Annotated in this window: 12 protein-coding genes; 1 reads left to right on the top strand and 11 read right to left on the bottom strand. The window is 69.7% G+C overall.

The window, feature by feature from the left end:
• Positions 1-234: 234 nt before the first annotated feature.
• Positions 235-2,421, top strand: coding sequence for a prolyl oligopeptidase family serine peptidase (locus tag ACFZCF_RS08040; protein ID WP_391285381.1), 2,187 nt, complete (start codon positions 235-237; stop codon positions 2,419-2,421).
• Here the strand turns inward: ACFZCF_RS08040 and ACFZCF_RS08045 are convergent.
• The 11 genes from ACFZCF_RS08045 to ACFZCF_RS08095 all read right to left on the bottom strand — a co-directional run bounded on the left by ACFZCF_RS08045 (position 2,397) and on the right by ACFZCF_RS08095 (position 15,446).
• Positions 2,397-3,335, bottom strand: coding sequence for a hypothetical protein (locus tag ACFZCF_RS08045; protein WP_391285383.1), 939 nt, complete (start codon positions 3,333-3,335; stop codon positions 2,397-2,399). The two genes, ACFZCF_RS08040 and ACFZCF_RS08045, sit on opposite strands and share 25 nt — an antisense overlap.
• Positions 3,336-3,590: 255 nt before the next feature.
• On the bottom strand, positions 3,591-4,808 hold the full coding sequence (locus ACFZCF_RS08050) for a dipeptide ABC transporter ATP-binding protein (RefSeq protein WP_391285385.1): 1,218 nt from the start codon (positions 4,806-4,808) through the stop codon (positions 3,591-3,593).
• A complete protein-coding gene (locus ACFZCF_RS08055; protein ID WP_391285387.1) occupies positions 4,801-5,784 on the bottom strand; it encodes an oligopeptide/dipeptide ABC transporter ATP-binding protein in 984 nt (327 codons plus the stop codon). Before ACFZCF_RS08055 ends, ACFZCF_RS08050 begins: the two co-directional genes overlap by 8 nt.
• Positions 5,785-5,790: 6 nt before the next feature.
• Positions 5,791-6,777: an ABC transporter permease subunit gene (locus tag ACFZCF_RS08060; protein ID WP_391285390.1), complete on the bottom strand. Its 987-nt coding sequence runs from the start codon at positions 6,775-6,777 to the stop codon at positions 5,791-5,793.
• Positions 6,770-7,693: an ABC transporter permease subunit gene (locus ACFZCF_RS08065; RefSeq protein WP_391285392.1), complete on the bottom strand. Its 924-nt coding sequence runs from the start codon at positions 7,691-7,693 to the stop codon at positions 6,770-6,772. Before ACFZCF_RS08065 ends, ACFZCF_RS08060 begins: the two co-directional genes overlap by 8 nt.
• An 84-nt stretch (positions 7,694-7,777) precedes the next feature.
• Positions 7,778-9,403, bottom strand: a complete 1,626-nt coding sequence (locus tag ACFZCF_RS08070; protein ID WP_388436811.1) for an ABC transporter substrate-binding protein — start codon at positions 9,401-9,403, stop codon at positions 7,778-7,780.
• Between the two features lie 199 nt (positions 9,404-9,602).
• Positions 9,603-10,691 (bottom strand): dipeptide ABC transporter ATP-binding protein, encoded by a 1,089-nt coding sequence (locus ACFZCF_RS08075; protein ID WP_391285394.1) that lies wholly within the window; start codon positions 10,689-10,691, stop codon positions 9,603-9,605.
• Complete coding sequence (locus tag ACFZCF_RS08080; protein WP_391285396.1) at positions 10,684-11,742, bottom strand: oligopeptide/dipeptide ABC transporter ATP-binding protein; 1,059 nt, start codon at positions 11,740-11,742, stop codon at positions 10,684-10,686. The genes ACFZCF_RS08075 and ACFZCF_RS08080 overlap by 8 nt, the downstream gene beginning before the upstream one ends.
• Before the next feature lie 14 nt (positions 11,743-11,756).
• Positions 11,757-12,710: an ABC transporter permease gene (locus ACFZCF_RS08085; protein ID WP_388436820.1), complete on the bottom strand. Its 954-nt coding sequence runs from the start codon at positions 12,708-12,710 to the stop codon at positions 11,757-11,759.
• Positions 12,703-13,635: an ABC transporter permease gene (locus tag ACFZCF_RS08090; protein ID WP_388438867.1), complete on the bottom strand. Its 933-nt coding sequence runs from the start codon at positions 13,633-13,635 to the stop codon at positions 12,703-12,705. Before ACFZCF_RS08090 ends, ACFZCF_RS08085 begins: the two co-directional genes overlap by 8 nt.
• A 173-nt stretch (positions 13,636-13,808) precedes the next feature.
• Positions 13,809-15,446, bottom strand: coding sequence for an ABC transporter substrate-binding protein (locus tag ACFZCF_RS08095; protein ID WP_388436823.1), 1,638 nt, complete (start codon positions 15,444-15,446; stop codon positions 13,809-13,811).
• Positions 15,447-15,723: the final 277 nt, after the last annotated feature.

Genomic DNA, 15,723 nt, shown 5'->3' on the forward strand with positions numbered 1-15,723 from the left:
TTCGGTCGGTTGTTCGAGCGGTTCGTGCGTGCGGTTGCGTGCGGGTGGTGCGCCCGGGCGGGTGCCCGTGCCTCGTGCGGTCGGTGCGGGCCTCGGGCATGTGCCCGAGGACCCCACGCGAGTGCATACCCACGGCGGGGTACCCACCAAGCGCTACGGATCATAACTATCCGTACCCGCGCATTGATCGGCGTACAGGCGCGCGAGGGGGCGTACAGCGCTACTTTCGGCCGTATGACCTTGTCTCAGCAGCACTCTGCCGCCCCACCCGTGGGGCTCTCCTTCCCGCGCCTGCACGCCCGGACCCAGCGGTTCACGCTCGGGCTGCCGCGCGGATTCTCGGTCTCCCCCGACGGACGGCGGGTGGCCTTCGTCCGCTCCGCCTCGGGCACGGACCGGACGCACGCACTGATGGTGCTCGACCTGCCGGCGGACGGCGGGGAGCCGGTGGAGCGGGTCGCCGCGGAGCCGTCCGCGCTGCTCGCGGGGGCCGAGGAGGAGCTGTCGGCCGAGGAGCGGGCGCGGCGCGAGCGCAGTCGCGAGGGGTCGGCGGGGATCGTCGGCTACGCGGTGGACGCGGCGGTGGAGCTGGCGGCGTTCGCCCTGTCCGGACGGCTGTTCACGGCCGAGCTGCGAGCCGGGACGTCGCGGGAGCTGCCGGTGCCGGGGCCGGTGATCGACCCGCGCCCGTCGCCGGACGGACGCCTCGTGGCGTATGTGTCGGGCGGGGCCCTGCGGGTGGTCGGAGCCGATGGTTCCGGTGATCGGGAACTGGCGGTTCCGGAGGACGCGAACACCACCTACGGATTGGCCGAATTCATCGCCTCGGAGGAAATGGGGCGCGACCGCGGATTCTGGTGGTCCCCCGAGTCGGACGCCCTCCTGGTGGCCCGCGCGGACGACCGCGAGGTGCGCCGGTGGTACATCGCGGACCCGGCGCACCCCGACCGGGAGCCGCAACGGGTCGCCTACCCGGCGGCGGGCACTCCGAACGCGGAGGTGCGGCTCTTCCGCCTCGGCCTCGACGGCTCCCGCGCCGAAGTGGTGTGGGACCGGGAGCGGTTCCCCTACCTCGCGCGCGTCCACTGGTCCCCGGCGGGCGCGCCGCTGCTCCTCGTCCAGACCCGGGACCAGCGCAGCCAGCGGGTGCTCGCGGTGGACCCGGCCTCGGGCGCGACGACGACCGTTCGGGAGGACACGGACCCGGCCTGGCTGGAGCTGCTGCCGGGGGTGCCGTGCTGGTCGCCGGCCGGGGAGCTGGTGCGGATCGGCGACGAGAGCGGGGCACGGGCCCTGTCGGTCGGCGGGGAGCGGCTGACGGACGCCTCGCTGCACGTGCGGGCGGTGCTCGACGTCGGCGAGGACGACGTGCTGGTGTCGGCGTCCGCGGGCGAGGCGGCCGAGGCCCCGGAGACGGGCGAGACGCACGTGTACCGGGTGTCGGCGGCCGGCGTGGAGCGGGTCTCGGAGGGCGTGGGCTGGCACGGGGCGGTGCGCGGCGGCGAGGTGACCGTGCTGGTCTCCTCCCGGCCGGACGCGCCGGGTTCGGTGGCACGGGTGCTGCGCGCCGGCCGGCAGGTGGCGGTGGTGGGTTCGTACGCGGCCGAACCGCCGCTGCGGGCCAGGCCGGTGCTCACGGAGGCCGGCGAGCGGCGCATCCCCTGCGCGGTGCTGCTGCCGTCCTGGTACGAGGAGGGGCACGGGCCGCTGCCGGTTCTGATGGATCCGTACGGCGGCCCGCACGGGCCCCGGGTGGTGGCCGCGCACAACGCGCACCTGACCTCCCGGTGGTTCGCCGAGCAGGGCTTCGCGGTGGTGGTGGCGGACGGCCGGGGGACGCCGTGGCGCTCCCCCGCGTGGGAGAAGGCGGTGCTGCGGGACTTCGCGGTGACCCTGGAGGACCAGGTGGACGCGGTGCGGGCGCTCGCGGAGCGGTTCCCGCTGGACCTGGACCGGGTCGCGGTGCGGGGCTGGTCGTTCGGCGGCTACCTGGCGGGGCTCGCGGTGCTGCGGCGGCCCGACGTCTTCCACGCGGCGGTGGTGGGGGCGCCGGTGACGGACTGGCGGCTGTACGACACCCACTACACGGAGCGGTACCTGGGCGCCCCGGAGGCGGAGCCCGAGGTGTACGCGGCGCAGTCGCTGCTCGGCGACGACGGCCTGTCGGCGCCCGAGGAGCCGGCCCGGCCGATGATGATCGTGCACGGTCTCGCGGACGACAACGTGGTGGTGGCGCACGCGCTGCGGCTGTCGTCGGCGCTGCTGGCGGCGGGCCGCCCGCACGAGGTGCTGCCGCTGTCGGGGGTGACGCACATGACCCCGCAGGAGCAGGTGGCGGAGAACCTGCTGCTGCTCCAGGTCGACTTCCTCAAGCGGTCGCTGGGCGGCTTCCGGGATCACCAGCCGGGCGGGCGCGGGTAGGGGGGCGGCGGGGTCGCCGCCGCCGGGCGCGGTGCGGGTGCGGCGTCGGGGGCGCCGCGCCCGGCCAGGAGGGCGAGGACGGCGGCCCCGGCGAGCGCGCAGTAGAGGGCGGTGGCGAGGGCGGCGAGGTCGGGTTCGGGGGCCGTGACGTAGCGGATGTCGTCGCCGAGGTGGAGGCGGGCGAGGCGGGTGAGTTCGGCGAGGCCGGTGCCGAGGAGGAGGCCGCCGGCGAGGAGGCCGAGGGGGCGGGTGTGCCGGGCGGTGGTGAAGGCGGAGACGGCGGCCGTCAGGTGGAGGGCGACGAGGACCGCGGCGAGCCAGCCGGGCGGCACGCCGAGCGCGGGGCCGAGGGCGGAGCGGCCGCCGGTGAAGCGGTCGACGGCGAGGCGGAGGTCGAGGCCGGTGACCCGGTCGACCTCCCCGGTCAGCAGGACGACGGCGGCGACGGCGAGCAGGACGCCCGCGGCGGCGGCCGGCGCGGGGCGGGGCCGGGTGGGGACCGGTTCCCCGGGGCCCGCGGGCGGGCGGCGGCCGACGAGGGCGGTGAGGAGGAGTCCGGCGCCCAGGGCGGTTTCGGCGAGCGCGGTGACGAGGGGGCCGGTGCCGTGGGCCCAGAGGCCGGGGAGCCGTACGGCGAGGGTGACGGCGCCGGTGGCGGCGAGCGCGGCGGCGGCGTGCCGGGACCGGAGGGCCGCGAGGGCGGTGCCGGCGGCGGCGAGGCAGAGCAGCGGGTCGAGCAGGGTGGTGGCCGCCCGGGCGGGGCCGGGGCGGAAGCGGTGGCCGGCCCAGGACCGGAACAGGTCCTCGGGCGAGCCGAGGGCGGCGAGGTCGCACAGGATCCAGACGAAGGGGACGAGCGCGAGGACGGCGGCGAGCGCCCCGCCGGTGAGACGTGCCGGTCGTGTCACAGTCACGGGGCCGATACTCACGGTCAGGGGCGGCGGGGACAAGCGGTTCGGCGGAACGGTGTCCCGGCGGGGGCTCGGGGAGCCCCCGCCGGTCGACGGCACCCGCACGGGCCGCATGTCCGACAGGATCCAGTATTCGTATATCGGATCCGATACTCGGTGATTGCCGAGGCGTTAAACACCCCGGCGACGGACCCCGCGTCAGGCCCCGGCCTCCGGCCCGCGTCAGCCTCCGCATCCGGCCCGCGTCGGGCCCCGGCGTCAGAGGGTCTTCGGACTTCCCGGCTCCTCGGGCGGCCCCTCCGGCGGCGGTCCCCCGGGTCCCGGCCCCTCAGGACCCCGTCCCTCCGGTCCCCGCCTCTCCGGTCCCGGTCCCTCCGGGGCCCGGGCCTCCCGGGTCGCCTCCAGCGGGGCCGGGCCGTCCGCCAGGGGGTCCGGGTGGATCAGGGAGTCCTCCGGCGGGACGACCCGCTTCTCCTCCGCGAAGTGGCAGGCGGAGGGGTGGTGGGCGGGGCTGTCGGTGAGGCGGAAGACGGCCGGGACGGCGAGCAGCGGGACCTCCAGCTCGCACCGCTCCCGCGCCTTCCAGCAGCGGGTGCGGAAGCGGCAGCCGGAGGGGATGTCGGCCGGGGACGGCACGTCGCCGGTGAGGATGATCCGCTCGCGGTGGGCGCGGGCCTCGGGGTCCGGCACGGGCACCGCGGAGAGCAGCGCCTGCGTGTAGGGGTGGGTGGGGTGGTCGTAGATCTGCGCGCCGGTGCCGATCTCCACGATCCGGCCGAGGTACATGACGCCGACCCGGTCCGAGATGTGCCGCACGATCGACAGGTCGTGGGCGATGAAGACGTACGAGAGGGAGAACTCGGACTGGAGCCGGTCGAGCAGGTTGACGACCTGGGCCTGGACGGAGACGTCGAGGGCGGAGACCGGCTCGTCGGCGACGATGATCTCGGGCTGGAGGGCGAGGCCGCGGGCGATGCCGATGCGCTGGCGCTGACCGCCGGAGAACTGGTGCGGATAGCGGTTGATGTACTCGGGGTTGAGGCCGACGACGTCGAGCAGGTCCTGGACCTTGCGGCGCCGGTCGCCCTTGGGCGCGACCTCGGGGTGGATCTCGTACGGCTCGCCGATGATGTCGCCGACCGTCATCCGCGGGTTGAGCGAGGTGTACGGGTCCTGGAAGACCATCTGGATGTTGCGGCGGACGGCCTTGAGGGCGCGCGGGGAGAGCTTGGTGAGGTCCTCGCCCTTGTACTTGATCGACCCGGAGGTCGGCCTCTCCAGGTTGACCAGCATCTTCGCGACGGTCGACTTGCCGCAGCCGGACTCGCCGACGATCCCGAGGGTCTCGCCGGCGGCGAGGTCGAAGTCGACGCCGTCGACGGCCCTGACCGCGCCGACCTGCTTCTTGAAGAGGACGCCCTGGGTCAGCGGGTAGTGCTTGTGCAGGTCCCGGACCTCGAGAATCGCCTCAGCCATGGAGGCACTCCTTCCAGAAGTGGCAGGCGCTGGAGCGCGGGGCGGGCGAGTCGGTGACCTGGTACAGCGGGGGCACGTCGGTGCGGCAGACGTCCTGGGCCATCGGGCAGCGCGGGTTGAAGGCGCAGCCGGGCGGGATGGCCAGCAGGTTGGGCGGCAGGCCCTTGATCGCGTACAGCTCCTGGCCCTTCTGGTCCAGGCGCGGGATGGAGTCGAGCAGGCCGCGGGTGTAGGGGTGGGCGGGTGCCTTGTAGATCTCGTGGACGGGGGCCTTCTCGACGATCCGGCCGGCGTACATGACGGCGATGGTGTCGGCGACGTCGGCGACGACGCCGAGGTCGTGGGTGATGAGGATGAGCCCCATGTTGTACTCGCGCTGGAGCTCCGCGAGCAGGTCCATGACCTGGGCCTGGACGGTGACGTCGAGGGCGGTGGTGGGCTCGTCGGCGATGATCAGCTCGGGTTCGAGGGCGAGCGCCATGGCGATCATGATCCGCTGGCGCATGCCGCCGGAGAACTGGTGGGGGTACTGGCCGACGCGTTCCTTGGCGGCGGGGATGCGGACCCGGTCCATCAGCTCGACGGCCTGGGCGCGCGCGTCCTTCTTGCTCATCCCCTTGTGGACGACGAACATCTCGCCGAGCTGTTCGCCGACGCTGAGGACGGGGTTGAGGGAGGAGAGCGCGTCCTGGAAGATCATCGCCATCTTGGCGCCGCGGACCTTCCTGCGCTCCTCCTCCTTGAGGGTGAGCAGGTCCTGGCCCTGGAAGAGGATCTCGCCGCCGGTGATCTTCCCGGGGGGCATGTCGAGGATGCCCATGACGGCCTGGGCGGTGACGGACTTGCCGGAGCCGGACTCGCCGAGGACGGCGAGGGTCTCCCCGGAGTCGACGGAGTAGTTCACTCCGTTGACCGCCTTGGCGATCCCGTCGCGGGTGTGGAACTCCACGTGCAGGTCGCGTACTTCGAGCAGCATGGGTGCCTACCTCAGCTTCGGGTCGAGGGCGTCGCGGACGGCGTCGCCGAGCATGATGAAGGCGAGCACCGTGATCGCGAGGGCGCCGGAGGGCCAGAGCAGCATGTGCGGCGCGTTGCGGACGTACGGCGAGGCCGAGGAGATGTCGATGCCCCAGGAGACCGTCGGCGGCTTCAGGCCGACGCCGAGGAAGGACAGGGTCGCCTCCAGGGCGATGTAGGTGCCGAGGGCGATGGTGGCGACGACGATGACGGGCGCGAGGGCGTTGGGCGTGATGTGCCGGAGCAGCATCCGGGAGTTGGAGGCGCCGAGCGCGCGGGCGGCCTGCACGTAGTCGTTCTGTTTGGCGGTGATCACCGAGCCGCGGGCGATGCGGGAGAGCTGCGGCCAGCCGAGCAGCACCATGAAGCCGATGACGGGCCAGACGGTGTTGTTGCTGACGACGGAGAGCAGGACCAGGCCGCCGAGGACGACGGGGATGGCGAAGAAGATGTCGGTGATCCGGGAGAGGAAGCCGTCCCAGGCGCCGCCGAAGAAGCCGGCGAGACCGCCGAGGACGGCGCCGAGCAGGGTCACGCCGAGGGTGGCGAGGACGCCGACCTGGATGGAGGCCCTGGCCCCGTAGACGGTGCGGGTGTAGACGTCGCAGCCCTGTCCGTTGAAGCCGAAGGGGTGGCCGGGCTGGGAGCCCTCCTGCGCCTTGGAGAGGTCGCAGTCGAGGGGGTCGCCGGAGGCGATCAGGGACGGCCAGATCGCGATGACGACCAGGAAGAGGATGATCAGGCCGGAGATGATGAAGATCGGGTTGCGGCGCAGGTCGTGCCAGGCGTCGGACCAGAGGGAGCGGGGCTTGTTGTCGGGTCCGGTGCCCCGGGGGCCGACGGGGTTCTTCTCCAGGGTCTCGGCCTCGTCCATGGCGAGGTCGGTGGCTCCACCGGCGCCGGTCGCGGCGATCGAGCGACCCTCTTCCAGCGGTTCGAGCGGCTCAGGCATAGCGAATCCTCGGGTCAAGGACGGCGTACAGGAGGTCCACCAGGAGGTTGGCCAGCAGGAAGATCAGGACGAGGATCGTCACGAAGCCGACCACGGTCTGGGTGTTCTGCCGGACGATGCCCTGGTAGAGCTGGTAGCCGACGCCGTGGATGTTGAAGATCCGTTCGGTGACGATGGCGCCGCCCATGAGCGCGCCGACGTCGGCGCCGATGAAGGTGACCACCGGGATGAGGCTGTTGCGCAGCAGGTGGCGGCTGATGACCCGGCGGCGCGGGAGGCCCTTGGCGATGGCGGTGCGGACGTAGTCGGCGCGTTTGTTCTCGGCGATCGAGGTGCGGGTGAGCCGGGTGACGTACGCGAGCGAGACCGAGGCGAGGACCAGGCCGGGGACGATCAGCTCGTCGAAGGTGGCGGCGGGTGAGACGGCCGGGTCGATCCAGCCCCACTTCACGCCGAGCAGCAGCTGGACGAGCAGGCCGGTGACGAAGGTGGGGACGGAGAGGACGACCAGGGTCAGCAGCAGGACGGTGGTGTCGACGGGGCGGCCGCGCTTGAGGCCGGTGACGACGCCGAGGCTGATGCCGATGACGATCTCGAAGAGGATGGCGACGATGGTGAGCCGGATGGTGACGGGGAAGGCGTTGGCCATCAGTTCGGTGACCGGCTGCCCGTTGAAGGCGGTGCCGAAGTCGCCGGTGAAGACGTTGCCCATGTAGGTCAGGTATTGCTGCCAGACGGGCTTGTCGAGGCCGAACTCCTGCCTCAGCCGGGCGGCGGTCGCCGGGTCGCAGGCCCGGTCGCCGCAGAGCCCGGCGATGGGATCGCCCATCACGTTCACCATCAGGAAGATCAACAGCGTGGCGCCGAAGAAGACCGGGATCATCTGCAGCAGCCGCCGGAGCACATATCGACCCACGGGGACCTCCAGGGAGGGGGAAAGGCGTACGGCCCGGCGCGGGGGTCCGCGTGCCGGGCCGTGCGCCACCGGCCTACGACGACGTCACTTGAGCTTGATCTGGTCGTAGACCGGGACGCTGAACGGGTTGAGGGTGACGTTCTCGACCCGGTCGGAGTAGCCGGCGCTGCCGTTCTGGTACCAGAGCGCGATCGCGCCCATGTCGTCGCGGAGGACTTCCTCGGCCTGCTGGAAGAGCTCGACGGCCTTCTTGGTGTCGGTCTCGGCGTTGGCCCGGTCGACCAGCTTGTCGAACTCGGCACTGGAGTACTTGCCGTCGTTGGACGAGGCGTTGGTGTAGTACAGCGGCTGCAGGAAGTTCTGGATCAGCGGGTAGTCCATCTGCCAGCCGGCCCGGAAGGGGCCGTCGAGCTTCTGCGTGGTGACCTGGTTGCGGTAGTCGGCGAAGGTGCCGATGGGGTTGCCGACGCAGGCCTTGTTGTCGCCGAGGGCCCGGTTGATGGAGTTGCAGACGGCGTCCACCCACTCCTTGTGGGAGCCGGTGTCGGCGTTGTACGAGATCTTCATCGTGCCGCCGGGGATGCCGCCGCCCTCGGCGACCAGCTTCTTCGCCTGGGCGGCGTCGTACTTGCAGAAGTCGCCGCAGACGTCCTTGAAGCCGCCCTCCTCGCCGAGGACCGGGGAGGTCCAGTCGACGGCGGGGGTGCGGGTCTTCTGGAAGATCGTCTCGGTGATCTGCTCGCGGTCGATGGCCATCGACAGGCCCTGGCGGAGCTTCTCCTGGCCCGGCTTGTTCCACGCATCGTCGTAGAACGGGAAGGAGAGGGTCTGAATGATGCCGGCGGGGGTGTTGATGTACCGGTCGCCGAGGTCGGCGGAGACGTTCTTGAGCTGGGCGGCGGGGACGTCGTCGACGAGGTCGAGGTTGCCGGCGATCAGGTCGGTGTACGCGGTGTTGTTGTCCGTGTAGACCTTGAGGGTGATGCCGCCGTTCTGGGCCTTGTCGTCACCGGGGTAGTCGTCCCAGCGCTTGAGCTCCATCTGGGAGCCCTTGGAGTACGAGTCGACGGTGTACGGGCCGTTGCCGACGGGCTTCGAGAGCCAGCCGGCGTGGTCGTCGAAGAAGGCCTTCGGGAGCGGGGCGAAGGCCGCGTAGCCGAGGGTGTCGGGGAAGGTCGAGAACTTCTGGGTGAGCTTCACCGTGAAGGTCCGCGGACCGGTGACCTTGAGGCCGGACATGGTGTCGGCGCTTGCCTCGCCCTCGTCCGGGTGGACCTTGTCGTAGCCCTCGATGTAGCCAAAGAAGTAGGCGTTCTTCTGGTTGTTCTTCAGGTGGGCGCCGTAGTTCCAGGCGTCGACGAAGGACTGGGCGGTGACCTTCTCGCCGTTGGAGAAGGTCCAGCCGTCCTTGACGGTGATGGTGAAGTTGGTCGAGTCGGTCGTCTCGATCTTCTCGGCGAGCATGTCCTTGGCCTCGCCGGTCTTGGGGTCGTACTGCTTGAGCCCGCGGAAGATCATCGACAGGACCTTGCCGCCCTGGACCTCGTTGGTGTTCGCCGGCTCCAGCGGGTTCTGCGGGTCGCCCCAGGAGGAGCTCACGATGCCGTCGGCCCCTCCGCCGCCACTGTCGTCACCGCCGCCGCAGGCGGTCGCCGCGAGGGCGACGGCGGTGGCCAGTGCGGCCCACTTGGCGTGCGTGGCTCCGCGCATGGAGTGCCTCCCGATTGTCCTAAGCGTGACTTAGGGCCCAATATCACCTCATATTGACGGTTGTGCACTTTCATGGCGCCCAAGGGAGTGCACGGCCGGACCCGGGAGGAGAGGGCGGCACGGAAAGGGCCCCCCGCACCCGGCGGGGGTGCGAGGGGCCCTGGTCCTACGGGTCCGTCCTGCGGACCGTCACGGCCGTTCAGCCCGCGTGGACGACGTCCCGCTCCTCGGCGAAGTGGCACGCCGACTCGTGGGCCGCGAGGGTGTCCTGGCCCCGGAAGCGCTCCGGGATCGCCAGGACCGGCACGTCGGTGGAGCACTTCTCCTGGGCCTTCCAGCACCGGGTGCGGAAGCGGCAGCCCGACGGCGGGTTCGCCGGCGAGGGCACGTCGCCCGTGAGGATGATCCGGTCGCGGTTGGCACGGGCCTGCGGGTCCGGCACCGGCACGGCGGAGAGCAGCGCCTGGGTGTACGGGTGCGTGGGGTGGTCGTAGATCTCCGAGTCCGTACCGATCTCGGCGAGCTTGCCGAGGTACATGACGCCCACGCGGTCCGAGATGTGCCGGACGATCGACAGGTCGTGCGCGATGAAGATGTAGGACAGGTTGAACTCGTCCTGGAGCTTCTCCATCAGGTTGATGACCTGCGCCTGGACGGAGACGTCCAGGGCCGAGACCGGCTCGTCGCAGATGATGATCTCGGGGTTGAGCGCGAGGCCCCGGGCGATGCCGATGCGCTGGCGCTGACCGCCGGAGAACTGGTGCGGGTACCGGTTGATGTACTCCGGGTTCAGACCGACGACGTCGAGGAGCTCCTGCACCTTGCGGCGCCGGTCGCCCTTCGGGGCCACCTCGGGGTGGATGTCGAAGGTCTCGCCGATGATGTCGCCGACCGTCATGCGCGGGTTCAGCGAGGTGTACGGGTCCTGGAACACCATCTGGATGTTGCGGCGGACCGCCTTCAGCGCGCGCCCGGACAGCTTGGTGATGTCCTGGCCCTTGTAGAAGACCTCGCCCGCGGTGGCCCGCTCCAGGTTCATCAGGAGCTTGGCGACCGTGGACTTGCCGCAGCCGGACTCGCCCACGATGCCGAGGGTCTCGCCCTGGTAGAGGTCGAAGGAGACCCCGTCCACGGCCTTGACCGCGCCGACGTGCTTCTTGAAGAGGATGCCCTGCGTCAGCGGGAAGTGCTTCTGCAGGTTGCGCACCTGGAGGATCGGCTCCCCACGCTGGACGGGGACGTCCAGGGCGGCGGCCACGGCCTCGTCGTTCTTGCTGAGGTCAGCCATGGATCGTCTCCTTCCAGAAGTGGCAGGCGCTCTTGCGGCCCGGCAGATCGGCGCCGTCCTGCTCGGTGACCGGCACCAGGGCCGGGATCTCCGTACGGCAGAGGTCGGTGGCCCTGGGGCAGCGCGGGTTGAAGGCGCAGCCCGTGGGGACCTTGAGCAGGTTGGGCGGCAGACCCTTGATCGCGTACAGCTCCTGGCCCTTCTGGTCCAGGCGCGGGATCGAGTCGAGCAGACCCCGGGTGTACGGGTGGGCCGGGCGCGCGTACAGCTCGTGGACGGGCGCCTGCTCGACGATCCGGCCGGCGTACATCACGGCGATCTTGTCCGCGACGTCGGCGACGACGCCGAGGTCGTGGGTGATCAGGATCAGGCCCATGTTGTACTCGCGCTGGAGCTCCGCGAGCAGGTCCATGACCTGGGCCTGGACCGTCACGTCGAGGGCCGTGGTCGGCTCGTCGGCGATGATCAGGTCCGGCTCCAGGGCGAGCGCCATGGCGATCATGATGCGCTGGCGCATACCTCCGGAGAACTGGTGGGGGTAGTCGCCGACCCGCGCCTTGGCGGCGGGGATCTTGACCCTGTCCATCAGCTCGATGGCCTTGAGCTTGGCGTCCTTCTTGGACATGCCCTGGTGGACGCGGAACATCTCGCCGAGCTGGTAGCCGACGGTGAGGACCGGGTTCAGGGAGGAGAGCGCGTCCTGGAAGATCATCGCGATCTTGCGGCCGCGGATCTTCCGGCGCTCCTCGTCCGCCATCTTGAGCATGTCCTCGCCGCGGAAGAGGATCTCACCCTTGGGGATCCGGCCGGGCGGCATGTCGAGGATGCCCATGATGGCCTGGGCGGTGACGGACTTGCCGGAGCCGGACTCGCCGAGGACGGCGAGGGTCTCGCCGGCGCTCACCGAGTAGTTGACTCCGTTGACCGCCTTGGCCACACCGTCGCGGGTGTGGAACTCGACGTGCAGGTCCTTGACTTCGAGCAGCGGCCCGTTGTGCTCTGCGCTCTCGCGCGGCGTCGGGACGGACGCGGTCTTGTTGATGGTGCTCACGTTTTACGCCCTCCTCAGCGCAGCTTGGGGTCGAGGGCGTTGCGAACGGCTTCGCCGAGCATGATGAACGCCAGGACGGTGATGCTCAGCATGATCGACGGCCAGAGCAGGACGTGCGGAGCGACGCGGATCTGGTCGACCGCGGTGGAGACGTCGACACCCCACGAGACGGTCGGGGCGGCGAGACCGAGGCCCAGGTAGGACAGGGTCGCCTCGGCCGAGATGTAGCCGCCGAGGGCGATGGTGGCGACGACGATCAGCGGTGCCATGGCGTTCGGCAGGATGTGCCGGAAGAGGATCCGGCTGGTGCCGGCGCCGAGCGCCTTCGCCGCGTGGACGTAGTCGGCCTGCTTGACCGTGATCACGGCACCGCGCATGACGCGGGCCATCTGCGTCCAGCCGAGGAAGGCCAGGGCGCCGACGACGACCCAGACGGTGCGCTCGGTGAAGGACTGCAGGACGACCATGGCGCCGAGCAGGAACGGGATGCCGAAGAAGATGTCGGTGATCCGGGAGAGGACCGCGTCCCAGACGCCGCCGAAGTAGCCGGCGATCATGCCCATCAGGCCGCCGAGGACGGTGACGATGGCGGTGACGCAGATGCCGACGATGATCGAGGCACGCGTGCCGTGGATCAGGCGGGCGTAGACGGAACGGCCCTGCTGGTCGTAGCCGAACCAGCCCTCGGAACCGATGTTCCCCAGCTCCGGCTTGCCCAGGAAGTGCTTCACCAGGTCGCCCGCGGTGGGCGAGGCGCTCGTGAAGAGGGTGGGCCAGGCGGCGATCAGGAGCAGGAAGGCGATCAGCACCGACGAGACGAGGAAGTACGGGTTGCGGCGGAGGTCCGCCCAGGCGTCGCCCCAGAGGGAGCGGGCCTTCTCCTGCTTCGGCGCCTCCTTCGGCTCCGTCACCGAGGGGGACGCGACGGCGTCGTCGACGGAAGCGGCGGTCTTGGTCACGTCAGGCATACCGGATCCTCGGGTCCAGGACCGCGTACAGCAGGTCGATGAGCAGGCTGGTGGCGAGGTAGACGAGCACCAGGACGGTCACGAGGCCGACCAGGGTCGTGCCCTCGCGCCGGGTGATCGACTCGGCGATCAGACCACCCACGCCCTTCACGTTGAAGATGCGCTCGGTGACGATCGCGCCGCCCATGAGGGCGCCGATGTCGGTGCCGAGGAAGGTGACGACCGGGATCATCGAGTTGCGCATGAGGTGGACGCCGATGACGCGGCGCTTCGGGAGGCCCTTCGCGATCGCCGTACGCATGTAGTCGGCGCGCAGGTTCTCCGCCATGGAGGTGCGGGTGAGCCGGGCCACGTAGGCGAGTGAGAGACCACCGAGCACCACGGCCGGCGCGATCATCTCTGTCCACAGGTTGTCATTGCTGACGTTGGGTGCGATCCAGCCCAGGTTGTCCGCGAAGATCATCTTGATGAAGAAGCCCAGGACGAAGACCGGGATCGAGATGATCAGCAGGGTGAAGAGGAGAACGGCGTTGTCCGCCAGGCGGCCGGCACGGAGGCCGGCGACGATGCCGAGGCCGATGCCGAAGATCAGCTCGAACACGAAGGCCATGGTGGCCAGCTGGAGCGTGACCGGGAACGCGTCGCCCAGCACTTCGGTCACGGGGCGATCGTTGCGGATCTGCGTCCCGAAGTCGAAGTGCAGGATGATGCCGCTCATGTAATCCCAGTACTGCTTCCACAGTGGCTGGTCCAGACCGAGCTTGTGTCTGATCGCCTCGATGGTCGACGGGCTGGCGCCCTTGTCGCCGAACAGACCGGCCACGGGGTCGCCGGGCAGGCTGTAGACCATGAGGAAGATCAGCAGGGTTGTCCCGAAGAAGACCGGGATCATCTGGAGCAGTCGTCGTGCGACATAGCGCCCCATCATGCCTCCGTTGAGATGTGACGGCCGCAGCCGACGGGCCCTCCCACGGCATGGCTGCCCGCTTTCGGACAGCGTGATGCCACGGAAGGGCCCCCCAGCCACTGCGTAAGGCACCGCACACGGGACTGACGTTCCGTCAGTCCCGTGACGGCATGCGGACTACGCTCGGGTGATTACTTCTTGACCTCGACGCCGGTCAGGATCGGGTCGCCGTCCTGGCCGTAGGCGACGCCGGAGACCTTCTCCGAGAAGCCCGCGTTGACCTTGTAGTACCAGAGCGGGATGGACGGCATGTAGTTCACCAGGTCCTTCTCGATCGCCTGGTACTCCTTGACGGACTCCTCAAGGGTCTTGGCGGAGTCGGCCTTGGCGATCTTGGCGTCCAGCTCCTTGTTGGAGAAGCCGCCCTGGTTGCCGCCCGCACCCGTGCGGAACAGGTCCGAGATGAAGTTGGCGTTCACCGGGTAGTCGAGCACCCAGCCGGAACGGTACAGGGACTTGACCTGCTGGTTCTTACGAGCCGTCAGGTCGGCCTGGAAGTCCGGCTTGCTGTCGCCGACACACTCGACGCCGGTGGCCTGGGTGATGGAGTTGCAGACCGCGTCCACCCACTCCTTGTGGCCACCGTCGGCGTTGAACTGGATGGAGATCTTGTTGTTCGGGACGCCACCGCCGGCCTGGATGAGCTCCTTGGCCTTCGCCGGGTCGAACTTGGTGATCTCGACCGCGTTCGGCTGGTAGCCGAGCACGCCCTTGGCGACCCAGCCGGTGGCGGGCTCGCGGGTGCCGTTGAGCACCGTCTTGGTGATCGTGGCGCGGTCGATCGCCATCGACAGGCCCTGGATGACCTTCGGGTCGACCGGCTTCGGCTTCTTCCACTGGTCGGCGTAGAAGGCGATGGCCAGGGTCTGGATCGAGGAGTACGGCTGGTCCACGGCGCGGTCGCCGAGGTCCTGGCGGTAGACCGGCAGGTCCTTCGGGGCGATCTGACGCAGGACGTCGACGTTGCCGGACTTCAGGTCCTCGTACGCGGCCTCGAGGGTGGTGTAGTTCTTGAAGATCACACCACCGTTCTTCGCCTTGTTCGGGCCCTGGTAGTCGTCGTAACGGACGATCTCGATCTGCTTCTTGTGGTCCCAGCTCTTGAACTTGTAGGGACCGTTGCCGACCGGCTTCTCGCCGCCGGCCTTCGGGTCCTTGAAGAAGGACTCCGGAAGCGGAGCGAAGGAGATGTAGGCGAGCTTGTGGGCGAAGTACGGAACCGGCTTCGCGAGCTCGATGGTGAAGGTGTTCTCGTCGACGACCTTCAGACCGTCGAGGGTCTTCGAGGTGGGCTTGGCGCCCTCCGCCTCGGGGTGGACCTTCTCGAAGCCCGCGATGTCCGCGTACCAGGAGGCGAGGCCCTGGGCGTTCTCGACGTTGGCGTTCCAGTTCCACGCGTCCACGTAGGACTTGGCGGTGACCGGGGTGCCGTCGTGGAACTTCCAGCCCTTCTTGAGCTTGACGGTCCACAGCTTCGAGTCGGTCGTGGAGACCGACTCGGCGTTGATCATCTCGAGCGAGCCGTCGGCCTTGTAGTCGACGAGCGTCGAGAACAGACCGGCCATGACGATCGAGCCGTTGGACTCCATCGTGTCACCGGTGAGCAGCGGCTTCTCCGGCTCACCGACCTCGATGGAGAAGATGCCGTTCGGGTCGACCTTGCCCCCGGCGTCCGTGCCCTTGTCGTCCTTGCCCCCGCCGCAGGCGGTGGCAGCCAGGGCGACGATGATCGCGCCCGCTACCCACTTGGCGCTCTTGGCACCGCGCATGGGTTTCCTCCTCATGAGTCCACTTGTCACTACAAGAAGGGCACTTCGAGACCTGCCGACACCCCTGACGGCGTTGATCCCCCGGTACCCCGAGTGTGCTCGTGAGTCGGCACTCCCCACAGTGCGTGACCCATTGACCCGAGCTCAATGGAGCCAACTATTAAGTACGCCCGGGCTGTAAACCACACTTAAGTGGTCTCGTTTTGACAACATCACCAAGGCCCCAGATACCGAAATCCGGACAAACTGAGCACAGACAGACACCCGCGAAACGGAC

Origin of the sequence: Streptomyces sp. NPDC007945 (assembly GCF_042958885.1) — a bacterium.
Lineage (GTDB): Bacteria > Actinomycetota > Actinomycetes > Streptomycetales > Streptomycetaceae > Streptomyces.